This is a genomic window from Roseivirga sp. BDSF3-8 (assembly GCF_041449215.1).
Lineage (GTDB): Bacteria > Bacteroidota > Bacteroidia > Cytophagales > Cyclobacteriaceae > JBGNFV01.
In genome coordinates this window covers 253,377-276,949 of sequence record NZ_JBGNFV010000001.1, presented here as the reverse complement: position 1 = coordinate 276,949, position 23,573 = coordinate 253,377, and the positions used below count along the sequence as shown (strand labels likewise).

Sequence of the window (23,573 nt, the reverse complement as noted above, 5' to 3'; positions counted from 1 at the left end):
TGGTACCGGGGGCGAATAGTGTATCTTTAAAGAACATCAGGATGTCTGCAAATAGCCCCAACCCCGATTTACTGGAAAAACCTGTACCCCATAGTGATGAGGAATATGACTATCGCAGCGGGTATGACGAGGGAGCCCCCGCGGTGGTCATGCGGGAGGAAGATGTAGACATTAAATCCGATGAGGTGCGGGAAGTAATGGGCAACCCGCCTCACTGGATAATCCGATCCGGCATCATGATGATAGCCATCGTAACCCTGCTTTTATTAACGGCATCTTATGCGGTCCGTTACCCCGATACCCTGGCCACTGAGGTAACTATTGCCACAGAAGCCATACCTACCAGTGTAAAGGCCCGTCAAAGCGGTAAACTAACCCACCTGTTTGTTCAGGAACATCAGAGCGTGGTAGAGGGAGAATATCTTGGTATCCTGGAAAACACCATAGAGTATGAAGCCATCCGCCCGGTAAGAAAATGGTTTTTTGAGTTTTGGGATCAACTAAATAAAAAGCAGAAGATTATCCCTTTCTATACAGACAGTATTCCGGAACTGGGCACTATGCAGGCAAGTTTTGCCGGGCTTAAAAAAGCGCATAATGATTACCGGCTATACCTTGAACAGGATGCTAATCAGTTAAAGGTCGATCAGCTACGCAGACAAATACTTGTACAGGAGCAACTTCGTGAAAGCATTGAACAAAAAATTGCTGTTAACAGGCAGACATTTGCCCTGACGGAGAAAAAATACCTGGCAGATAAGGGATTATTTGAAGAAGGTGTGATCTCCGAACAGGAGTATGACAATGCGGAGAAAAATTACCTCAATGAGAAACTGACGCTGGCTAATACAAGTAATGACCTTGCTTCCCAGCAATTGCAGATAGAGTCTCTTAAGCAACAGATAGTAGAACTTGAACAACAGACCATAGAGCGGATCGTAGCCTTAAAAGACGCTATACGCCAGGCAGCCATTACCTTTCACACTCAACTGATCCAGTGGGAGGAAAACTATGTGCTGAAGGCACCCATTAAGGGAAATGTTTCTTTCTATAAGTTCTGGACGCAGAACCAGGAAGTTCAAAGTGGGGATGAGGTTATGGTGGTTATTCCTTCGTCAGACCAGCTATTTGCCTATTCTTATCTTCCGGCGGCCAATTCAGGAAAAGTTAAGGAAGGCCAAAAGGTACGTATTGAGCTCAAGGACTTTCCCTTTCAGGAATATGGCTATGTATATGGGGTGGTCACTGCCAAGTCTAATATTTCCAGGGAGGGTAAGTACCTGCTGAGAATAGATATGCCCAATGGATTAATGACTAAATACGGTGAATCACTGCCCTTTTCACAGGAGATGACGGGTACCGCTAATATCATAACTGAAGACTTACGGTTGCTGGAAAGGTTTTTCAAAAACTTCCGGGGTACCATGGAACAGTTCTTATGAGCGTCCGGATATAGCTTAAGTCCCAGCAAGGTACTCATTTGTATATGTCTACATAGGTTTCCCACCTTGAACAATTGCTAATCAGAGCATAGATAGTTCCCCTTCCTGCTTACCAGAAGGGACCTTAACATTTTCGCACCTTACCCTCTAACTCTATGCTCTTACTTTCTTAGCTAAATTACATGATGCTATTGGAGTACAAAGGTAGTCAGGGGTTCTATCATAAACTTTTGCTCGCTGACTAAATATTTTCCTCTCTTTTATATTGAAAATGTTCTTTCTGAAGCTTCCCAGTCTACTTCCATAGGGTTCATTTGCAGTAATAAAATACGTAATACTACTGGTGTAATATGTGCTTTTAGGTATTTGTACTTAGGGTAATCTGTATATATGCTGGGTTTACAGCATTGATCCTGACGGTATATTTGTATTAATGATATAATTAATCCAAACTTAATTGACTATTATGAAAAAGTTTTTGAACAAAAAACTGACCACTGGTGAAGCCAGAGATATTCTGGGAGGGGGTACTGAAACATGTCCGAGTTCCCATCACACCACTGCCGGGCTGTACAAATGCACTTTGAATGCCGGTAATTTTGATCCGGGGTGTGATGTTGCTGAGGCCAAGTGTGCGACCGTAGGTGGTAATCATATATGGGTGGTGCAGATTGAAAGTAAGTTTGCCCAGCCCTATAAAGTACACTGTTACTCATTAATACCGTTAAGCTGTAGTACCAGTGTAGGGTAAGTGTTATTGCTTGTTGAGTTTTATGTATTCATTGCTCTGTCATTAGATAATGGCCTATTTTAAGAGTATAGAGGGTTTGTAAAACTTCATGTGCTATTATTTTCCGTAAAACATATATGTTTTATGCGTTTTTAACTTAGTTATGTTTAATAATTTATTATGAAAAAGTTTCTTAACAAAAAAATTTCTTTAGATCAGGCAAGAGAAGTTGGCGGTGGTATTTTTGGTGTACACACATGTCAAGGGAGTTCGAGTGCTAGTCACACGGCTACGACCTACCATTATACATGGGCATCGGACCCTACACCATATGCTAGCTGGTGTGACTGGGCAAAATCTATGTGTAGATCACAGGAAATATTCTATGGTGCCATAACGTACGTGGCCTGGAATCACCATGATGTTAGAAGAAAGGCCACCTGTCATTATAGCACAAATGTTGTAGTTATCAGTTAATCTATACAACTGGTATTCTAATTTACTTAAAGAGCTGTCTGATATCAGGCGGCTCATCTTTTTTAAAGCCATAGTACGTATCTTATTTATCATCGATGGAGAGGAATAGTGTGATGGATGGTAAGAGAGCCAGCTTATAGGTAGCTGAGCTGGCTGTAGAACTTCACTAAAATATCCCGCCAGGGTATTCCTTAAAGCTACTATCCTACTGATATCAACATAAAATTCAGAAACACTACTGTCCTAATTCCGTAAACCTACTGATTTTTTGAAAAGTGGAAGAAGGTAGATTTACTATTATGTAAATTAAATCAAATCTGAAATTATGAAAAAATTTCAAAACTTTTCAAGAAAAAGGCTAAGCGCCAGAGAGGCTCGTGATGTATCGGGTCAAGCCGTTGATTGGTGTGGCTCTCCCACCCAAACTAGGGCACCTGATGACCATAATCAGTCATACAACTATTCTTGCGGGGGTTGTTACGACTTTTGTGCACAAAGAAAGCCGCAAGACCATAAAATTGAATCCTGGAGAAAGAATGGCCATAAGTATGATGAGTTTTGGCATATATGGCCGGATTGCTATTGCTGGTATAAGGATGACGGGTTTGCATGCAGCGGTAGCCTAATTTGGTGCTAATAAGGCAGATTATACTTGGGCGTGAAGTGATTATTTAAGCTGTCTGTAATCTATACTACATGGCGTAAGTCAGTTAATAGCTAATAGAAAACACTCTTTAATAAATAATTACCAAATCGCCCAAATTTTATTAATCGAATTAAAACCACCGTCTTAGACGGTGGTCATGTTTGAGGGCTATGCCAGTAGGGGTATATTGTGGAATGAGCAAGTATCGTAAGCTATCGCATAGCTTTTACTATTGTGTCTATCATGTAGTATGGACCCCGAAGTACCGCCACCGTATACTTCGTGATATTGTTGCAGATACGTTGGAGAATAAGATAAAGACGATATGTGAATGGAAGGAGGTCAAGGTAGAAGAGTTGAACATTCAGCCAGATCACGTTCATTTGGTATGTAGTATACCTCCGAAACTTAGTGTATCAGACTTCATGGGTATTCTCAAGGGTAAGACAGCGATCATGATGTTTAAGAACTTCAAGAGTCTTCGCAGAAAACCCTATTGGGGCAATCATTTTTGGTCACGAGGCTATTTTGTAAGTACGGTAGGCATAGATGAAGAAAAGATAAAGCGGTATGTTAAGTATCAGGAGAAGGAAGATAAGAAAGAGGATGGGGATATAGATATCCCGCTATTCGATAACTGACTATCCCCCTTTGGGGGTAATAACCATTGAAAACCCCCTCCTTTGGTGGGGGTAATTTATTTTTCAGTTTTAATAAACCAACCTTTGAAAAATTTTATAAATAAGCGTCTATCTACCTTGCAGGCAAGAGAGATACAGGGAGAGCGCTCAGGCTATTGTAAAGGTGATGCAAGCACCCCATATGATAAAAAAACCTTTGGTGGAGGGTATGCGTTCTTTTCACCTTGTAGTTTTTTCAATGATGTATGTGCTAGCCCGGTAAATACGCCTGATGGTATGAAACTCGTTGCGGTGAGATGGAGGGAATCTCTTTATACCCTTGATGCCCTGGCATTAGTAGATTGCTTTTATGCTAAGGATGAATTCCCTTGTACGGGTAGCCTCATTTGGTGCTAGGTCTGAATGACCTGTAAAGGCTGATTTGTTAACTATAAGTTAATAACATCACTTATTTTAAAATCAATAACTTTAATGATCATATAGTAATGAAAAAATTTGAACACAAGAGAGTTTCGTTTGCCCAAGCGAGAAGTATTCAGGGAGAATACAATGATAAATGCGGAAGCACTAATGCTGACTATGATAAGGAGTATATCAATGATATCAATGGAAAGGTGACTGATTGTCTTTATGCCAAGGCCTTTATTTGTAATGATGCTGATGGCGTAAAAGTTTATTGGAGGCAAGTTTATGGAGGGTGGAAAACAGACCTTACTTGCTACTATGATAACTTTCAGTGTTCTGGCAGCCTTATTTGGTGCTAATTAATATTCTTTTGTACAAAAGGTCGCTTTATATTGATAAGGGGACTTTTTTTCTGAAGTCCTTGCATTGTAAGCACTATTTGATTTAGTACCACCCTTATTTATGGTGTTAGTGTGCTACTATAATATTTCTGATAACCTATTGCCTGTTTTAAGAAAACACGAAGAAACTAGACAGCCATAAAATTAAGTGTTACTACTTAGTAAATATAGTAGATTTGCTGATCTGAATTTTTTCACAAAGTATAATCTTTGTATATAAATTAAAAGTCTATCATTATGAGAAAATTCATTGAAAAAAGGTTAAGTGCCACTGAGGCCAGAGATGTTCAGGGAACAGGGTAACACTCCCCATTTATTAGACCACCAGTTGGTTAGTCTTAGTTGAATTAGGCAGCCTGTTTGAACAACTCGACAGGTTTTATTCTGCCGATACCCTGATGCCTTCTTTTGTTGTTATACTTTTCGATAAACTTATTTATCCCCTTGTATAGGGTTAGTCCATCGTCTGCCGGATGTAAGTATACATGTTTGTATTTTAATGTCCTGAAAAACCGTTCAATAAAGGTATTGTCTGTGGCTCTGCCCTTTCCATCCATACTTACTCTTATACGCCACTCTTTCAAGGTTTCTACCCAGTGTGAACAGGTGTATTGGCTACCTTGGTCTGAGTTAATGATTTCTGGCTTACCATATTTTTCTATACAGGCTGTCAAAAGGGTTGTTTGGGTTTCTTTGTCCAGGCTGTTGGATAATTGCCAGCCTACTATATAGCGGCTATATACATCGATTATCCCCGTCAGGTACATAAACCCCTTTGCCATGGGAATATAAGTTATGTCAATAGCCCAAACCTGGTTCCTTCTGTTCACAGTCAGGTTTTTCAGCAAATAGGGATAGACATACTTTGCCTGCCCCAGCTTACTTAAATTACGTTTCGGATAGATCGGTTCTACGCCCATTTTGCGCAACAGCCGACGGATACGCTTGACATTATAAAATAAACCCTGCTCACGTAGCTCATCCTGCATACCGATAACACCCAGGGTAGGATCTTCGGTAAACAATCGATCCATGATTTCCATCAAGTCCAGATTCTCTATAGACTCGCCCACAGGCTTATAATAAAAGCTGCTACGGGGGATATTTAAAACCTCACTCTGATGGCGTATGCTGAGCTGGTGACTAGGGTCAACCAGAGCCAATCGCTGTTTTAAAGGCCGGTTTTCTTCAAGGGGGCGGCCCCCCGCCTTTTTTTTAGAAAGTCATTCTCAACCTGTAATTGCCCGATCTGCTGATAAAGCTGATCCACATTAATCTGAGGCTCCTCCTTTGAGCTTTTCTCTCCAAAAGCCTTATCAGCATTTTCCTGAAACTCACGTTTCCACAACGAGATCTGATTGGGGTGAACTTCGAAACGCTGAGCTAACTCAGATAAGGTCTGTTGCTCTTTAAGGGCTTCTATAGCCACTTTTGCCTTAAAGGCCGGTGAAAATTTTCTCCTACTTCTTTTCATTACTATCAGTTAAAGGTAACTAAAAATTATCATCTTAACTGATGGTCCCAATTTTGGGGAGTATTACACAGGATGGTGTAGGCCAACGTGGAATAATAAAGGGTCTTATAGAAATAAACCTATACCAGGTCCTTATTGTGATTTGGCTAAATCAGGTTGCCAGGACTTTGAAGGAGAGTATGATAAGCTTAATAACTATGGGTACTTCTCCAGTGGTGATGGTGGTTGGGAGTGCCGATGCTATATTCAGTTTAATTATTATGCTTTCGGCTTCTAATAGAATTCGGCTAGATAGCTCCGACATTAGCCGGGGCTATTTCTATACCCTCTATTAGATTTTAATTTAAAACGTATAAATATAAAGCAGATGCCTATATAAAATAGTAGAGTTTTTTTAATGTATGTGAAGCCTATTCCGAGAATAATCTTAATAAATATCTCTTAAGTCAGTAATACTACATATAAATTATATCCTCACCCCTGCATTTTACAGCTAAAAATATATCCTTGGCTGGGTTTTTAGAGATACCCGGCTAAAACCTACTATATGTCTCAAAGATATGGTTACCAGTAGCCAGGTAGCTCCCTTTACTCTACTTTTTTACATCTTTGATCTGATAATCGAATGCCTTCTACCTGTATGCAGGGTTTAAATGGCACCTGGGGGTAGATGGTTTATTGGGTTTCAGGAAAGGTAGTGAAACAGTATACCTACTGATGAATGGATCGATAATAGGAAGTACTACTTAAATAATACCGAAGGCCTACTGATTTTTTTGAAAAAGGGTAGTGGGTAAATTTGTCAAAATCTATTCTTAATCTTTAAAAATGATGATTATGAAAAAATTTGAAAATTTTTCCAGAAAGAAACTTACTGCCAGAGAGGCTCGTGATGTATCGGGTCAGGCGTCTGATTGGTGTGGGACAACACCGCAATCCGATGCCGCTGATAAGCATTTTGGAGGAGCATCTCATTACACTTGTGGATCTTGTTTTAATGCCTGTTATGCCGCAACACCCTCTGGCAAAAAAATTCAATCCTATAGAAAGGATGGCCACAAACTATGGGATGGGGCACACGTATGGACTGATTGCTACTGCTGGTATGAGTGGAAGAATGTCACTCCAGGATTGATTTAATTTATTATGTATAAGTAATTATTAGTATATAAATTTAATTATATATTTCATTAATCCAGTGAAAAAAGGGGGTTTTAAGTAACCCTCTTTTGCATTATAGTTCTTTAAAGGGTGTTGTCTGCTTACCTTTTTCATGGAAGTAAAACAAACTCAGTAAATGGAGATACTTCTCCAGTGATGATGGTGACTAGGAACTCCGTTACTTTATTAAGTTTAAATCTGGTGTTTTCGGCTTCTAATAGAATAAGGTTAGGTAGCTCCAATATTAATAGTCGGGGCTTTTTTTATCCTTCTCCATCATGTTTTAGTTAATAACGTATTAATATGAAATTGATTTTTAATAAAAAAGCTGGCCTTGTAGTATAGTTGAGTTTTTATGGGAGGCATTTTTGAGAATATGCTTAATAAATACCTCTAAAGTCAGTAATTCTACTTATAAAAAACCAATAATATACTTATTTATTGGCATTTAGACATTCAATACCTTTGTGAGCCTAACGGTTAACTATTCAATATGAAAAGCTTTATAAATAAAAAACTGAGCAGTCATGAAGCCAGAAACGTACAGGGTACTGGCGTTTGGTGCATGGGTAATTCTACTATAGCTGCTACGTGCTATGCTTACCCACAATCACTCGGAGCAGATGGATCGTGCTCGAATGCAAACAGTAAATGTGTCTCCTATGTGGGCTCAACCTACTTGAAGGCCGTTGAAGTAAAAATTGATAATTCTGCTGGAGGAGGCCTCCTGGTGAGGTATAAAGCTATTTGCTACTCTTTCATACCTCTTTAATTCAGATGTTTACATAGTCAAGTGTAAAGGAGTTGGTGCAAATCAACTCCTTTTTTATTAATCGAATTAAAACCACCGTCTTAGACGGTGGTCATGTTTGAGGGCTATGCCAGTAGGGGTATATTGTGGAATGAGCAAGTATCGTAAGCTATCGCATAGCTTTTACTATTGTGTCTATCATGTAGTATGGACCCCGAAGTACCGCCACCGTATACTTCGTGATATTGTTGCAGATACGTTGGAGAATAAGATAAAGACGATATGTGAATGGAAGGAGGTCAAGGTAGAAGAGTTGAACATTCAGCCAGATCACGTTCATTTGGTATGTAGTATACCTCCGAAACTTAGTGTATCAGACTTCATGGGTATTCTCAAGGGTAAGACAGCGATCATGATGTTTAAGAACTTCAAGAGTCTTCGCAGAAAACCCTATTGGGGCAATCATTTTTGGTCACGAGGCTATTTTGTAAGTACGGTAGGCATAGATGAAGAAAAGATAAAGCGGTATGTTAAGTATCAGGAGAAGGAAGATAAGAAAGAGGATGGGGATATAGATATCCCGCTATTCGATAACTGACTATCCCCCTTTGGGGGTAATAACCATTGAAAACCCCCTCCTTTGGTGGGGGTAATTTATTGTCAAATTCCATTCGTGTTTTTTTCAGAGAATAAAGAGGTGTGGGAAGGCCGGTATATTAGATTCAGTGTTGAGGCTGTTTTACGTATATTAACTGTTGAATTTAAGTGAATATACTTATTTTATAATGTATTGCCTTTTTTGATATTTGAAATGTTAATTAAGAATTAAGCTGATCAAAATGAAAAATTTTAATTCAAAAAAGCTGTCCATTAGTCAATCCAGAGAGATACAGGGGGGAGCTGATTTTAAGTGTGGTAATAACCCTTGGAACGCTCACAAAGTTAATATTCAGGTGAATGGACTTATGGATGATTGTATTCTGATAGAAATGCAATACTGCCCTTACCTTAGTGGTAAAAGATACGTAGGGTCTAATGGAAATATAAATAGACATTATTACGGATTTACTACTGATATTACCTGCTATTATGCCGTATTGATGTAGTCAGGGGTTTATATTTATGGAATTAATATGTCATCCTGTAATGAAAATGGATGATAAATATTATACTTGGTTTATGTTCTACAGGTAGATCTGTTCATGTGATATTCTTAAATATGACTATGGAAGGCCTTGTAGAGTTAGTCTTTATTTGTTAATTGATTATTTGGCCACTGAACCCATAAGTTCAGTGGCTTTTTATGTTCATTGTTTTTGTTTTTTCGTATGGTGTAATTATAAGTAGTGTTACTGTATATGTGTTGTGTTTTCAGTATAAGGACTGATGATATACCGCAGGATTGCTATACTTATTAAAGTGCGCTTTATCTACCTTTGTTTTATTATAAACCATATAAGTCTCTATAGCTATGAAAAAATTTATTGAAAAAAGGATCACCCCTGAGCAAGCAAGAGAAGTTCAGGGTGAAAAAACCTATTTGTGCGCCACCCCCAATAGCGGGACTATAACGTCAGTTTTAAATGGCCCTTATCATTTTACTACAGGCCTGTACCCATCCTGGTGTGATCTCGCTAAGGCATACTGTGATGGGAATAAAAGTATATACGGAAAAATAATTAAAGTGGAGGCGGTAACTTTATGGTATGGCGGAGGCTATGGCAGATGTCATTTCAGTTCTCAGGAAGATGAGTTTCCTTGTACGGGTAGTCTTATCTGGTGCTGATGTTGGGGTGACCACCCATTAATATGAAATACATACTGGGTGGTCTTTCTTTCAGGTGAAGCTGCTTTAGCTAAAGAAACCTTACCATTGCCGGCCATAGCTTCTCTCTTTTACTAATTACTCTCATATAGAGAGTACTTCTTCCTTCACCTTAATGGGTAATGTCAGTGTAAATGTGCTACCTCTGCCTGGTTCGCTACTTACTGATAGATAACCGCCTACTTTTCGGGTAAAATCATAGGCAACGGCAAGGCCCAGGCCTGCTCCATTTTTTCCATACTTATCTGGAGTAGCCCTTGAGGGGGCAATATGATGAAATAAATTATTCAGCGTATCTTCATCGAGGCCCGGACCAGAATCAGATACATGAATGACAACGTTCCTATAGTCTCTTGATACTTCGATAATGACCTCCCGGCCGGAAGGACTGAACTTAATAGCGTTGGCAATTAAATTTCGAATAATGAAACTGACTAAATTAACATCAGATCTAATTAGTAAATTTTCAGTAATATTTAATCTGATCTCAATATCCTTTTCTTTTGCCGGTAATGAAAAGATTTGCTTTGTTTGCTTTAGCTGGGTAGCAAGGTCAAAGGTTTCCTCATATACCTGGATGGCATCTTCCTGTTCCAGGGCCCAGAACAGAAGGTTGTTTGCGAGATTGACTACTGTGGAAAATTCCTCTTCCACATCCATGATGAGGCGATATACAGTAGCTATGCTAAGCTGGTCTTTGCCTGCGTTTTTCAGGTAGGTTAATATTCCCTGAAAAGAAGAGAGCGGTGAACGAAGTTCATGCGATACTACGGCCAGCAGGCGGCTTTTCGTATGATTGCTGTCTCTTAGTTCCTGTAGGTTTTTTTTACTTTGCAGGGTAGTCTTAATACGAAATATCAGTTCTGTGGACTCAAGAGGTTTGCGTATGAAATCAGAGGCACCAGCCACAAAAATTGACTTCAAGGCATTTGGTTTAGCCTCCAACCCCAAAGTTGTTATAATGGGAATGTGCTCTGTTTTCACACTCTCTTTGAGTGCCGTTATGAGGGCTGCTGTAGCAGATGTTTCTATTTCCCATTCCAATAAAATGAGGTCAGGCAGATGTTTTTTAGCCAGCGGTATCACCTGGTGATACTTACCGGTAGAAATCACTTGATAACCGGCCTGGTCTAAGATGTGGTTAAGCTGGTCAATAATACCTGGATTTTGGTCGGCTACTAAAATTACTTTTTGACACATAGATATAACTGGTTAATGTTTGTAGGATAGTCATCCTTATCAATTATAGGAATGACTTTATGCTAGTAAGCATATTCGGGCAAGGCAAAGATATGGTGTCTTGGAAAATGATATAATGTCTTATCGACAACAAGAATCATGGGGCCTGTGAGGGCCAGCAGCCTGCGTATAAATGCTGGCCCTCACAGACAGATTCCTTTAATTTGCCGGGTTATCTTAAGCAGGGGTAGGTAGGCTCAAGATCATGCGTTTGTTCTGAAAAGCATAACTCAAAAGCCCGTGTTTACCCTTTAGACCCAGCTTTTGGTTTATATTATACCGGTGGCTATCAATGGTACGGGTGCTCTTGCAAAACTCTTCAGCGATTTCCGGGGTGGACTTTCCTATTGCGATTAATTTGAGAACCTTTATTTCTGTTTTTGAAAGAACGGATAGCAATGAATTGCCGGCGTCTGCTGAAGAGGTTGAATACCGGTCATGAACATCCAGGCAATCAGTGCTGATGTACGAGTTTCCTTTGATTACATTGTCCAGGCATGGGCTTAGCTCGCAGAGTGGGGTAGACTTAGAAAGAAATCCCATCACGTTAAGAGACAGACACTCTTCAAAGGTGTAATGAGTGATGGCATTGCTTAGTAGTACAACTTTGGTAGGAAGCTTTGTCATGATGATGTGTCTGGCTATTTCTATACCACTCGCTCCAGGCAGGTCTACGTCCAGAAGGGCCAGATCAGGTTGATAGCGAGATAACAGGACCATAGCACGGTTACCGTCTTTAATGTCGTCATCTATCAATCTGAAGCCGGGCATTCGATCTATAATCGTCCGAATGCCGATTCTTACGATTTCGTGGTCATCAACATGTAAAATGGAATAGGTTCGATCACTAACTGGTTTGATTGACATACGTTGAAAGTTAAATTGGATTAATCTTGCTTTTCATAGTAATGCTTTACAGTGGTGAAAATGGATGAAGCAAGCTTGCTTTTTTTTCTAAAAGTCAATAGACAAAATTTATCAATCACTAGACACTTTTACGTGTTTTAATGCAATAAGAGCAAACTGTCGGTTTTTGTCTGTTGAAAAAATACGACCTGGTAGTAGTCTGCACTAGGATAGAAATGACATCAAGTTCGACCTATCATCAGGAAGAAAAATGATGATAGCGAAGTGGATAAGTTGTTTTTTCCTAAAGGAGCTGCAAGACAGCTAAGAAAAGGCTTTACTCAATTTTGTGGTCTGGTTCAACTCAATTTCTTTCATATAGCAAAGGATCTTGTAACAAGCCCCTGATTATGGGCGATTTTTATACAGCTTTTCTGTATAGCTAGCTTATACAAGCGGTAAGGCCATCGGGCCTTTTATTTTATCCCTGCGAAAAACGGGAAAATATTCTTTGAGTGTCATTAACAGTCAATACCCAACTTCTCTGCCAGCAAGCGTTTTTTTGACAAGGCTCTTATTCCAAATAATCATCTTAAAAATGACAAATAGGTCTATGATAATATTTGTTTATGGAGCAAATAAGAAATATTAATTCAATTAATTGACGGGTTGGTTCTGAGTCCTCTGATTTTCCTTTAAGTTTAGTAAGATGATCAAGACCAGCACTAATTTTTCCTGTATCAGGAAATACTGTTTGCTATACCTAGTATTTACGTGTTTGATAGTGCCAGCCCTTGGCCAGGAATACGTACTCAAACAAAAGGTGTACAGGATTGAAGACGGGTTAGCCAATGCTAATATCAACTTTATACTGGAAGACAGTCAGGGCTTTATGTGGTTTGCCCACCAGAATGGCTGGATGAAATTTGATGGAAACACCTTTGAAAATCATACATCCAATAACGGGCAGAATATAACCCGATTAGCTGAAGACCCGCATGGCCGGATATGGGCCTATCACTCTGCCAGCAGCTATTTCCATACACAGGCGGCAGCTATCAGTATCATAGACCCCTATAGCACGCAGGGCAAGTCTATCACTCAGGTATTTGATACCCTGCCTTTTCGGATAGGTGATGTTCAGGAAATAAAATCCCTTGATGGGACGGTGGTAATCGACTTAAGTACTGACGGTAAACGTAAGTATCTCTATGATAAAGAGGGGTTTAAGTTACTCGATGATAGTTTTTATACAAAAAATGAAGGCCAGGATAAGACTTTTAAAAGTGCGTTTCATTATTATCTTAATAAAGACATTAGGGAAATATCTCAAAAGCGTGATTATAGTCAGAAGGTATTACATACACTGGTAAGCTTCGCTAAGCTTAGTGCTGATCAGGGGAGCCCTTCCAGGAATACTTTCCTCTTAAAGGATACTACGGGTGGTGAGGTAAAGGTAGATATAACTACTGATGCTTCCCCATATCCATCGACTACCATATATACTACTGTCGGGGTTAGTGCTAATGAATTAGTATGGATACGAGGGGAAAGATGTGTTATTGCCAATCAGCTGGTGAAAAATCACTTTTCTGAAAGTAAGCACTTAGATAAACCGGTACGGGCTATCACTAAATCAGGAGAAGAACTGCTATGGTGTAATGAGGGGCTGATTTATCATAAAGGCCACACTCACTTTGTTAAAAATTTTGATGTAATCTCCATCTATCCCTATGCAAACGGGCATAGAATGAGGCTTGGAGGATTCAATGGTACACTATTAGTTGATACCTTGAGTAGTTTTACCTCTGAGGTCGATACAGCCATTCCTGAGGTCTGGACATTTCATCGCGATCGTGATGACCGGCTGTGGGTAGGTGGTAAAGGATTGGGGTATCTCTCTGATAATGAAGGGAGCATTCATTTATTCGAAAACTATAATGCCCATAAGGACCTGAAAAAGGCAATTATTTACCATTTTCAACAAACCGGCCAAGGATTCTGGCTGGCAACGAGTAGAGGGCTATACCTGATTGATGCCAGTAAAGGAGTGATACGTCATGTTTATGATGAGGGTGAAGACAAAGACTATATCCCCTTCAACCATATTGTGCATATACATGAAGATGAGCAAGGGTGGTTTTGGCTGGCCAGTCAGGGAGGAGGCCTGCTCAAATGGCATCCTGAACAGGGCTTTGACAGACAGTATACCACCAAAGATGGCTTTCCTAATGATGTTATTTACGAAGTTTACCAGGATGATTTCGGCTACCTGTGGATGGGAAGTAACCAGGGCTTAATCCGTTTTCATAAAGCATCAGGGCTCGTACATGTATATACCGAGGAAGATGGTATTACGAATAACGAGTTTAATCGCGGAGCGCATTATGAAGGTAAGGATGGTACACTTTACTTCGGTGGCCTTAAGGGCATTACTATATTTCATCCTAAAGACTTTATTGGAAACGCCGAAACAGGGGCCCCACCTATTCGCCTGACTGGCATGCAAAAGCATTTGGCTTCCGGAGCTACCATGTCTATTGCTGATGAATCCATTCCTGCTAAAAAGGTCATCCTTTCTCCCGATGATCCTGGGTTTACGGTTCGTTTTAGCTTACTCGATTATATAGAACAGGATAAAGTGAGGTATAGCTATAAGATAGAAGGTATAGATGCTGATTGGATACCATTGAAGGAGCCCCATGTCCGTATAAACAAACTGCCATACGGAACCCATCAGGTGCGTTTGCGGGGTAAGTCTCCCAAGTCTGACTGGACCAGGCCGCTCACCATAGAAGTAAAGGTGCTCCGCCCTTTTTATCTACAAACATGGTTCATTTTCTTAGCCGGGTTAACACTGACCTTAAGTATTGTATATGGCCTCCGGCATCGCGTGAGGTCTCTGAAACGCGCCGAACGCGACCTGAAACTAAAGGTTGCCAGTAAAACCGTAGAGCTCCGGAGACAGGCAAAAGAGCTTATCCGGGACAAAAAGATGATAGAGAAACAGGCTGCCGAGTTAAAGACCCTAGACCAGGCCAAGTCACGTTTTTTTGCCAATATTTCCCATGAGTTCCGTACCCCGCTTACCCTTATCATGGGGCCGTTAGAGAAACTAATCCAAAAGCAAAATAAATTTTCTGACCCGGAATTGACAGAGCACCTTGCTCTGATGAAGAGAAACAGCCGGCAGTTGCAGGGGTTAGTTGATGACATTCTCGATTTGTCCAAATTAAGCTTCAATAAACTGGTCTTACAAGAGCGCCCTGTTGTTATAAAGGCCTTTTTAGAAATTATTTTCACTAATTATATCTCACTAAGCAAACGGTTAAATATTGAATACACCAGTTCATTTGATGATTTGGAGCATCAATATGTCAAATTGGATGTTCCGAAGCTTGAGCAGGTTTTAAATAACTTATTGTCCAATGCCTTCAAGTACACTCAAAAGGGAGGAACTGTAAAATTTGAGGTGACCCGGGAGCCTGGATTTATATGTTTTGCGGTAAGTGATACAGGGCAGGGCATTTCTCCGGAGGAGCTGCCCTATATTTTTGATCGCTTTTACCAGGGCCGTCCGGCAGAAAATTCTCTGCAAAGTGGTACCGGAATAGGGCTATCCCTGGTGCGGGAGCTGGTAAAGTTAATGGGAGGAGAAATCTCTGTCAGCAGTTATCCCTTGAAAGGTAGCAGGTTTTCTTTCAGGTTGCCCCTCAAGCCAGCAGAGATTAACGATACTGAATATGTCGAAAAGATTGTGGATAAGAAGGCCTCTGAAACTTTCGATCCTGGAGTGACTGTCGATCACGCCATATTGATTGTAGAAGACAATACTGACATGCAGCGTTTCATTCTCTCCCTGCTGCAGCCATATTACTCGTGCCTGCTGGCAGATAACGGGAGGGAGGCCCTTGAGAAAATAGCCCATAATACTGTAGATCTGGTAATATCCGATTTAATGATGCCTGAAATGAACGGCCTGGAGTTAATTGAAAAACTGAAAACGAATGATGACTACCTGGCTGTACCCATGATTATGTTAACTGCCCTGAATGATGAGTCTACAAGAATACGGGCATTGACAATTGGGGTTGATGATTATCTGACTAAACCGTTTTATCCTCAGGAGTTACTTGTAAGGGTATATAACCTTCTCTATCGAAGCATAGAAAGAAGGAGGTGGCATGGGACAGATACGGAGGTAATCAATGATTCTTACGGCAACACGGTAAATTATGCGGGCTTGCTCTCCCAGGACCAATTGACCCTTGCGGTGACTAAAGCTGATATATCATGGCTTAAAGAAGTGGAAGAAATCATTAGAAGTGAACTTACCAACAGTGATTTCCTCATACCTAACCTGGCTGAACAGTTTCATTTAAGTAATAGCCAGTTCGCTCGTCGTATTAAAAAAATAACTGGTTTAACCCCCAAGAAGTATCAGCAGGAAATAGCCCTGCAAACTGCCCGTGAAATGCTGGAGCAAGGCACATGTGATAAGGTTACCGCGGTAGCATATTCTGTTGGAATCAATAATATCGGGCGCTTTTCCAAGCTTTACGAAGAACGGTTTGGTAAACGTCCAACTGCTTATTTCAACTCATAAGTTCGCTCTTTCTATTGAATTATCCGGGATAGCAAGTCATGCGTTAACATAACCAAATTGGGGGAAGGTGACTAAGTATAACTACTTACTCAAATGCGATTTTTAAGTATAAATACGTAGGTTTTCCCGTACAAGTATTTATATGCCTTACCTCATATGCTGGCTAACTTTACATATGTCTTTTGAATAACTAAAGATATCATGTCTGAAACCAGTCTTGTATTATTTGCTTCCCACAGACTTCCCGTAGCCCGTATGGGCCTGTCAGGATGGGTAAGGAAAATGCCTCTGTTTGAATATGCCGATTTGGATATACATGATGGCGAGCAAGCCCTGTTAGCTATACTTCGCCACCAACCGGATATAGCTATTTTAGATATAAATCTACCTAAAATGAATGCCCTCGAGGTTGTAAAGATCCTCGAAAAGAATCATTCAAAGACAAAAACGATACTTTGGGGTAGTGGTACCGAGCTCTCACTCATTTCTATGATTCAGGTCCAGAGCTTTGGGTTAAGTGTACTGACATTTGAAGACGATCAACAGGACCTGCAGGATTGTTTGTCTGCTATTCACAAGGGTAAAAGTTATATTAGTAACAGCTTTTTTTCATCTGTATCATCGGCACCTTCAGACAGCAATAAGCCATCTTCTTTACAAAGCAGGTTCGCTCATGTCGCAATCCAAAAGCTTACTGACCGCGAAAAGACGGTTATGAAATTAATATCAGGTGGTAAAAGCACGGTGCAGATTGCCGACCACCTTTGTCTCAGTCACAGGACCATAGATAGCTACCGCCTCAAAATTGCTAAAAAGCTAAACCTTAAAGGCAAAAATACTTTACTGCTATTCGCCCATGAAAATAAAGATGTATGGCAGTGCCTTTAGAAACTTCCTGTCTGAATAACCATACCAACCACTAAACACCTAAGCCAGGCTAATCCGGTAGGGGAGGCCTGGCTTGTTACTATTTCGTGATTTTCAAAGGCTGAACTTACCGTCAACTGTCGGCGATCAAGTTCTCAATTAGTAGGGAGGAGAATAGACAAGACGTTTCAATCCTTGTTCTAATGGATAGTGCTCACGAAGACAAAAAGGCACATTTACTCTTTCACAACTTTATCGTTTTAATCCTTATTCCTGATTCTATTCTCTATCCATTTGGCACCCGGTTCCGGGTAGGTCTCCTGTCTGGCAAAAGACTTCGGCATAAAGACAGTCCGGCCCAAATGCCTTCATTTATTCCGATTCCTTTCGGCCCTGAGTCCACCGTAACCGGGAGGTCGCACTATAATTAATTTTTCATTTTTCAAACGTTTTTAATTATGGAAGTAAATGACCTTTATAATGTCGCTGAAATCAGGCTGACCTACCTTAATCATTTTAGCCCTGATGATCTCCCGATTCAAAAACTGCAGAAGCAATACATAAGAATCGCTTTTTTCTAGTCCGCCTGCCCACCTATTTCGTGGAAATCCTTCCCGGTCGAAATGGCTCGTATAGGAAGCTGCTAATAAAGGATTACGACTTCTACATAAAAGGTAGCTTTAACTGGCTATCATACTCCGGCCGCGAAACGGAAAGATATGCAGTAGAGGAGAGCCACCCAGTTTTTTAATAATGTGCAGCAGTTCTGGCAAAAGGTGTTCTAAGACTATCAGCTCGATAAGTCCCTAATTGATTTTTGATGATGGGTATGTCAGATTAAATGAACAGGGTGCACAGGGTGTTTCTCTGGCTAAAAGCGGCCCTTGTATCTCTCCTAGCCATTGACTACCTTTTATAGGTGAGATTAGCCAGCCTATATGAAAAAGAAGAAAGCAAAGAAGGTACAGTATAATGGGATCTTTTTCGACTCTACATTGGAGTTGAAATTTGCTTTGCTAATCGAAGATACCTGCGAATATATTTATCACCCTCTATCCATATGGTATGATAGGAATGATCTTTCCAAATTCGGCAAGCAGGTATGTCCGCACCGCTACGAGCCTGACTTCCTGGTTAGAAAGCTCCGGAATCACTCGGCACACCTAATTGAGATAAAGAACAGTAATATGGTCTCTGCTGAGGCTGTCAGGATAAAGCAGGCCGTGGCGGAAAGCTACATCAGGCGGAAGAGTTATGATTGGTCATATAAAGTTTTGACAGACCGGGACATACGGCTCTCGCCGGAGCAATACAAGAAGTTTAAAGAGATCATTACCACCCGGCGGTTTCACAGCAATAAGATCAGGATGCTCAGGAAGGAGGCACATGCTTCAAACACCTCATATTACACTCAAAAAGTGCCTTATAAAACGGCTCTCGACCTGGATGAAGCCGAGCATTATCTATTTGTGAAAAAGGGTCTGATGAAGGAGTTCTCCTGAGCTTATGCAAACACAAAGCCTTTCTTACTAATAAAGAGAGTTGAAAGTTAATAGGCGAATCGTGATCCATTCAGGACTCGGACCTGAAACCTACGGTTTAGGAGGCAGTTGCTCAATCCAGTTGAGTTACTTGCAGGGGTAAGGACAGAAATTATCTCTCTTCTGAGTCATGTGGCTTAGTGACCTCACCAGGATTCAAACCTGGAACCTTCTGATCTATAGTCAATAAAAAAGCCTTCATAGTTTTCACTAAGAAGGCTTTTGATTCAGCAGTCCTTACGGTACGTTTTTCGAACCAATTTGAAGAAGATTTTATGTCAATTGCCTCATCAATATAAAAAATTGGCTACCTCGGAAAGGTCAGGGATAGCCATTCTCCCCTTGAAACTCCATGAGAATGGTGGTAAATAAGCACGGTCTATGGGAATAAGTAGCCTACTATTTTGTCCTCCCTTATTCAGTCACTTGACATATTAATCAATATGGTGTGGATTCGGGGTCGCGCTCAACTGCTTAGGAAGCCTGTGGTTATGCTCTTCGAAATGCTCACCTAGTAGGTTTCAACCCTTGTTCTAATGGATGGTACTCACGAAGTCAGTGTCCGTCTTTTCATGCTTAGTATAGTCTTCTAGTTTCAATCCTTATTGTGGTGGAACCAGGCTTGTGTTCAAGTAGCTCACGAAGGCATGTCAGCCCAAGAGACGGGGGCCGCCCACGTGGTTTCAATCCTTATTATTCTGGACCGGAACCCCGGACGGTTTGCTCACGAAGACGCCCGATAGTTGTATCCTTTGACCTCTTCCCGCTGTTTCAATCCTTATTGTGGTGGAATCGGAGTTGCGCTCAACTAGCTACGAAGCCATCCACGCTTATACATAGCACCTAGCATAGCCGGTTTCAATCCTTATTATGATGGAAGTAGCTCACGAAGGAACGCCGAGGCAGTATCTACGCTGGCCGATATGCTCGTTTCAATCCTTATTCTAATGGAAGTAGCTCACGAAGCTGCATTTTCCGCCATAATCGTTTATGGCTTTTGTGCGTTTCAATCCTTATTGTAGTGGAAGTAGCTCACGAAGGAAACGCAAGGATCGTGGTCAAAATCGGTAATGATGGTTTCAATCCTTATTCTAATGGAAGTAGCTCACGAAGCTCTCACCCCTATGCCTGCCCGATATATTATTACAGGTTTCAATCCTTATTGTAATGGAAGTAGCTCACGAAGTCCTGTCAGCCTCATAATGGAAGAGTCAGACCCAGAGTTTCAATCCTTATTCTAATGGAAGTAGCTCACGAAGCAGGTTATCTGTGATCTCAAAACCAGTTCCTACTTGTTTCAATCCTTATTCTAATGGAAGTAGCTCACGAAGTGCTCCATTCCTTCAGGTTGCCGTCTTCGTCTAGTAGGTTTCAATCCTTATTGTGGTGGAACCGGGCTTGCGTTCAAGTAGCTCACGAAGTAATGGTTGTTTAAATGAGTAGTGTAGCAGAAAGACGTTTCAATCCTTATTGTAGTGGATGGTGCTCACGAAGTCAGTTTTTCGGAAAGAATCAAAAGGCAGAAGGAAGTTTCAATCCTTATTGTAGTGGATGGTGCTCACGAAGTGCCCTGGAAATTGTTGAGCTTCATAAGGAATTCGGGTTTCAATCCTTATTGTAGTGGATGGTGCTCACGAAGCATTCCCTTTTGTGCCAATTCCCCATGAATGAGCCTGTTTCAATCCTTATTCTAATGGAAGTAGCTCACGAAGTGGTGGCGAATAAGCAGCAGTAGTATTGTTACGAGGTTTCAATCCTTATTCTAATGGAAGTAGCTCACGAAGCATCAGACAGCTTACTTTCATGTAGATATGTCTGAAGTTTCAATCCTTATTCTAATGGAAGTAGCTCACGAAGAAGTGACCTTGCAACGCTGCTCCCATAGGGGCATCCGTTTCAATCCTTATTCTAATGGAAGTAGCTCACGAAGATGACACGAGATTGGATCTATACACCCGGGGGTTACCGGGTTTCAATCCTTATTCTAATGGAAGTAGCTCACGAAGTCGATTTCGGAGCTAAGTGACTGTAAGCTAATGAGAAACGTGCTTTTTACTATCGGCCTTTTTCTCGATTTCATCATGTCAAAGAGCGGTATTTTACCTGTTTTTAGCAAATTTGCGCAAGCAAAAGTAATTGGCAGTCAGTTTGTTACGGCCTGTTTTCGGCCATCTCCAAATAAATTGCCACCCGGAAGAAGCACTACTGCGTGCAAACGTTCCGGTAGGTACAAGATAAGCAACGCTTTTTGTATTTGGTAGCCTTTGGGTAAGTCTTTCCGCCGATAATGGTTTGTATGCTGTCCGCAGCCGCCTTTACCTTCTCCACATCCTTACGCGCTACGGGTACTTCCAGCAGTTTGTTTTTGCTACGGGTGTACACAATATAGCCACAATTTACCTCCCCGCCGTAGTTTTCCTCTATCAGCCAGGCATAGCAGTAGAGTTGCGTTTTGTACGTATCGTAGAGCTTGCCTTCGTAGCGGGCAAACTTATAGTCCAGCGGGGCCAGCGTGTCGTCCTGCAGGGTGAGCACCTCGTCTACCCGGCCGCGCAGCAGGCCATTGGTCAGGTAGATGTCTTCCTGCTTGTCTTTTACGCCGATGCGTTTGCGCAGGTAGCCTTTGTTCTCTTCCAGTTTGCGGTCGTGCAGCTCGCGGCCGCGCATCACTTTATGCTGCTTTTCTTCATACTGCGGCAGGGTGAGCACGTACTCAAACCAGGTAAAGCGCGGACAATACAAATATTGTATAATGTGCGAGGGCGTTATGCTGATACCGGCACTCATAGAAACAGCGCCCTTACCTCATCGGACACGAGCTTTTTATCAAATGCCTGGCCCATAAGTATACAGGATTGCAGCTCGGATTTATTCATGGGGAAGATGTATACTTTATCGACTTCCTCGTCTATTTCTTCTTCGATCTGTAGCTCCAGGGTGTCCTTTTCGTGGCCGTTGAGTGTGCCGAGGAAGCAGGAATACTGCACGCGGTACAGGCCGGCCTGCTTACAGTATTTGGCGACATTGCGCCGCGCCTTATTGCCCTGTATGTCGTATAGTACCCAGCAAATCATCAGTAGTCTTCGGTTTCGTAGTCATCGTCTTTTTCCAGCAGGCTGTTCGCAAAGCCATGCGCTTCGGCCTGCATGGCATTGGCCCGTGTCTGGTTGCGGTTCAGCACCCGTATGGTGTCCTCATCCAGGTAGTCCGTAAAGGCCGCTACCAGCACTTGCTTGCCCTCCTTATTCAGCGAGTAGCCCACGCTAAGCTCATCGGTATGCTGTTGGTTTACCTTTTTACCGGAAAACAGCCTGAACACGACCGTATCGGCATAGATGCGGTAAGGCTCGATGAAGTCGTACACAAAGCTGAGCTGGTTATAATCATCGCGGTGCAGGAAGCCGGTATAGGGGTCGAGCCCGGCCACCATCAGCGCCTTTTCCACCCGGCTGTACAAGATGCCGTAAGCGTAGTTCAGGAAGGCATTGAAAGGATCTTTGGCCGGTCGGCTGCTCCGGCCTTTGAAGGCCCAGGCACTGGGTATGGCTTCGCTAAGCCCGGCAAAATAGAGCCTGCCCGCACTGCCTTCCAGTCCGCGGAGGCTGTCCGCCACATCGGCCGTACGGTCGCCTTCCAGTTCCTGTACGGACTTTTGCAGTTCGGCTATGCGCTCCCGCTTTTCGGTAAAGCTGTCCTTCAGCTGGGGACGGTGCCGCAGCAGGTCAAAGAGAAAATCCGCCTGGTTCTGCATCTTGCGCAGCGTCCAGTTCTTCACCCAGCGCAGGCCGGTTTCCGAAAGGCTCGCCTCCAGTTGCCGCTTGCGTATGCGCGTAGTGCTACCGGGCTTGCTGTGCCACACCCGGCCAAAGGGCTGTCCGCCCCGCTCCAGGAACACGATGTCGATATGGTGCGCCATCGCCAGTTTAATGGCATCCGTACTCAGCGCCGCTGAAGTGGTCATCACAATCGTCCGCACCTTCTGCGCGGCCACATGATGCTTCTGGTACTGCTTACTGCCTTCGGACTCCGGCACCCGCACTTCAAACAACTGGTCTTTAATGTGCAGGTAGGTGCCATAGGTATTTAGGTAGAGGTGCATTTATGGTTCAAATAAATTAGGTAACACTAACTGCCACGAGGTTGCACCTCGCGGTTCTCATTTTGCCAGGTTGTACCTGGCCACGCCTTAGCCTGTATGACACTCCCTGCAACAGAAATAACAGCCATTTGCATATCTATATCTTCGCTTTGCTTCTCGCACAGCCTCTCTACACCCTGAATACTGACCTAAATATTCAGGATAATGCATATTCTTGTAATGAGTACAATACTCAGTATGCACCTCATGGTCCCCATTTGGATTTACATAATACCTCATAACATATTTTATTTAATTTGAACAGCATATTGCACAAAGTATAGTAGGTCTCCCCGTACCGTTAGTTGCACTTAAGGCAGATTCACAACTTTTATGCCGTCCCAACCAGGGGGTATTGTTATTTGGTAAAAGGGCACAACCTT

General features: G+C 41.9%; 20 protein-coding genes and 2 CRISPR repeat arrays. Of the genes, 12 read left to right on the top strand and 8 right to left on the bottom strand.

Annotated elements, in window-relative coordinates; all coding sequences use genetic code 11:
- Positions 1-41: 41 nt before the first annotated feature.
- Positions 42-1,442, top strand: a complete 1,401-nt coding sequence (locus AB9P05_RS00895) for an HlyD family efflux transporter periplasmic adaptor subunit (protein ID WP_371906931.1) — start codon at positions 42-44, stop codon at positions 1,440-1,442.
- A gap of 466 nt (positions 1,443-1,908) precedes the next feature.
- Positions 1,909-2,193: a hypothetical protein gene (locus AB9P05_RS00890; RefSeq protein ID WP_371906930.1), complete on the top strand. Its 285-nt coding sequence runs from the start codon at positions 1,909-1,911 to the stop codon at positions 2,191-2,193.
- A gap of 348 nt (positions 2,194-2,541) precedes the next feature.
- Here AB9P05_RS00890 and AB9P05_RS00885 read toward each other — a convergent pair whose 3' ends face one another.
- Entirely contained in the window at positions 2,542-2,742 is a 201-nt protein-coding gene (locus AB9P05_RS00885; RefSeq protein WP_371906929.1) for a hypothetical protein, read from the bottom strand.
- 344 nt (positions 2,743-3,086) lie between these two features.
- On the opposite strand from AB9P05_RS00885, the gene AB9P05_RS00880 reads away from it, so the two are divergent.
- The 4 genes from AB9P05_RS00880 (at position 3,087) to AB9P05_RS00865 (ending at position 4,700) form a co-directional block, all read left to right on the top strand.
- Positions 3,087-3,275 carry a hypothetical protein gene (locus tag AB9P05_RS00880; RefSeq protein ID WP_371906928.1) on the top strand — a complete coding sequence of 63 codons (189 nt, stop codon included), beginning with the start codon at positions 3,087-3,089 and terminating at the stop codon, positions 3,273-3,275.
- 214 nt (positions 3,276-3,489) lie between these two features.
- Positions 3,490-3,936 (top strand): IS200/IS605 family transposase, encoded by a 447-nt coding sequence (gene tnpA, locus AB9P05_RS00875; RefSeq protein ID WP_371906921.1) that lies wholly within the window; start codon positions 3,490-3,492, stop codon positions 3,934-3,936.
- Positions 3,937-4,020: 84 nt separating this feature from the next.
- Positions 4,021-4,332 (top strand): hypothetical protein, encoded by a 312-nt coding sequence (locus AB9P05_RS00870; protein ID WP_371906927.1) that lies wholly within the window; start codon positions 4,021-4,023, stop codon positions 4,330-4,332.
- Positions 4,333-4,421: 89 nt separating this feature from the next.
- Positions 4,422-4,700 carry a hypothetical protein gene (locus tag AB9P05_RS00865; protein ID WP_371906926.1) on the top strand — a complete coding sequence of 93 codons (279 nt, stop codon included), beginning with the start codon at positions 4,422-4,424 and terminating at the stop codon, positions 4,698-4,700.
- A gap of 389 nt (positions 4,701-5,089) precedes the next feature.
- Here AB9P05_RS00865 and AB9P05_RS00860 read toward each other — a convergent pair whose 3' ends face one another.
- Positions 5,090-5,905: an IS3 family transposase gene (locus AB9P05_RS00860; protein WP_371906925.1), complete on the bottom strand. Its 816-nt coding sequence runs from the start codon at positions 5,903-5,905 to the stop codon at positions 5,090-5,092.
- An 8-nt stretch (positions 5,906-5,913) separates the two neighbouring features.
- The gene (locus tag AB9P05_RS00855) at positions 5,914-6,216 is read right to left on the bottom strand and encodes a transposase (RefSeq protein ID WP_371906924.1); all 303 of its coding nucleotides are present in this window, start codon (positions 6,214-6,216) and stop codon (positions 5,914-5,916) included.
- Between the two features lie 142 nt (positions 6,217-6,358).
- Here AB9P05_RS00855 and AB9P05_RS00850 point away from each other — a divergent pair, with 142 nt between their 5' ends.
- From AB9P05_RS00850 to tnpA (AB9P05_RS00840), 3 genes are all read left to right on the top strand, one after another.
- Positions 6,359-6,493 carry a hypothetical protein gene (locus AB9P05_RS00850; RefSeq protein ID WP_371906923.1) on the top strand — a complete coding sequence of 45 codons (135 nt, stop codon included), beginning with the start codon at positions 6,359-6,361 and terminating at the stop codon, positions 6,491-6,493.
- A gap of 560 nt (positions 6,494-7,053) precedes the next feature.
- Positions 7,054-7,356 carry a hypothetical protein gene (locus tag AB9P05_RS00845; protein ID WP_371906922.1) on the top strand — a complete coding sequence of 101 codons (303 nt, stop codon included), beginning with the start codon at positions 7,054-7,056 and terminating at the stop codon, positions 7,354-7,356.
- A 923-nt stretch (positions 7,357-8,279) separates the two neighbouring features.
- Positions 8,280-8,726 carry an IS200/IS605 family transposase gene (gene tnpA / locus AB9P05_RS00840; protein ID WP_371906921.1) on the top strand — a complete coding sequence of 149 codons (447 nt, stop codon included), beginning with the start codon at positions 8,280-8,282 and terminating at the stop codon, positions 8,724-8,726.
- A 1,311-nt stretch (positions 8,727-10,037) separates the two neighbouring features.
- On the opposite strand, the gene AB9P05_RS00835 is transcribed toward tnpA (AB9P05_RS00840), so the two are convergent.
- Together AB9P05_RS00835 and AB9P05_RS00830 are read right to left on the bottom strand one after the other, a co-directional pair.
- The gene (locus tag AB9P05_RS00835; RefSeq protein WP_371906920.1) at positions 10,038-11,153 is read right to left on the bottom strand and encodes a hybrid sensor histidine kinase/response regulator; all 1,116 of its coding nucleotides are present in this window, start codon (positions 11,151-11,153) and stop codon (positions 10,038-10,040) included.
- A 216-nt stretch (positions 11,154-11,369) separates the two neighbouring features.
- Positions 11,370-12,059, bottom strand: a complete 690-nt coding sequence (locus AB9P05_RS00830; protein WP_371906919.1) for a response regulator transcription factor — start codon at positions 12,057-12,059, stop codon at positions 11,370-11,372.
- A 763-nt stretch (positions 12,060-12,822) separates the two neighbouring features.
- Here AB9P05_RS00830 and AB9P05_RS00825 point away from each other — a divergent pair.
- The 3 genes from AB9P05_RS00825 to AB9P05_RS00815 all read left to right on the top strand — a co-directional run bounded on the left by AB9P05_RS00825 (position 12,823) and on the right by AB9P05_RS00815 (position 19,013).
- Positions 12,823-16,644 (top strand): ATP-binding protein, encoded by a 3,822-nt coding sequence (locus tag AB9P05_RS00825; RefSeq protein ID WP_371906918.1) that lies wholly within the window; start codon positions 12,823-12,825, stop codon positions 16,642-16,644.
- A 201-nt stretch (positions 16,645-16,845) separates the two neighbouring features.
- A complete protein-coding gene (locus AB9P05_RS00820; protein ID WP_371906917.1) occupies positions 16,846-17,532 on the top strand; it encodes a LuxR C-terminal-related transcriptional regulator in 687 nt (228 codons plus the stop codon).
- 917 nt (positions 17,533-18,449) lie between these two features.
- On the top strand, positions 18,450-19,013 hold the full coding sequence (locus AB9P05_RS00815; protein ID WP_371906916.1) for a DUF1064 domain-containing protein: 564 nt from the start codon (positions 18,450-18,452) through the stop codon (positions 19,011-19,013).
- 807 nt (positions 19,014-19,820) lie between these two features.
- Positions 19,821-20,383: direct repeats of the CRISPR family, unit length 37 nt; unit sequence GTTTCAATCCTTATTCTAATGGAAGTAGCTCACGAAG.
- Positions 20,384-20,420: 37 nt separating this feature from the next.
- Positions 20,421-21,058: direct repeats of the CRISPR family, unit length 37 nt; unit sequence GTTTCAATCCTTATTCTAATGGAAGTAGCTCACGAAG.
- 196 nt (positions 21,059-21,254) lie between these two features.
- Here AB9P05_RS00815 and cas4 read toward each other — a convergent pair.
- Genes cas4 through cas1 form a run of 3 tightly spaced genes read right to left on the bottom strand, consistent with a single transcriptional unit; the run spans position 21,255 to position 23,151 of the window.
- Complete coding sequence (gene cas4 / locus AB9P05_RS00810; RefSeq protein WP_371906915.1) at positions 21,255-21,839, bottom strand: CRISPR-associated protein Cas4; 585 nt, start codon at positions 21,837-21,839, stop codon at positions 21,255-21,257.
- Complete coding sequence (cas2, locus tag AB9P05_RS00805; protein ID WP_371906914.1) at positions 21,836-22,126, bottom strand: CRISPR-associated endonuclease Cas2; 291 nt, start codon at positions 22,124-22,126, stop codon at positions 21,836-21,838. The genes cas4 and cas2 overlap by 4 nt, the downstream gene beginning before the upstream one ends.
- Positions 22,126-23,151, bottom strand: a complete 1,026-nt coding sequence (gene cas1 / locus AB9P05_RS00800) for a CRISPR-associated endonuclease Cas1 (RefSeq protein WP_371906913.1) — start codon at positions 23,149-23,151, stop codon at positions 22,126-22,128. The genes cas2 and cas1 overlap by 1 nt, the downstream gene beginning before the upstream one ends.
- Between the last annotated feature and the right edge of the window lie 422 nt (positions 23,152-23,573).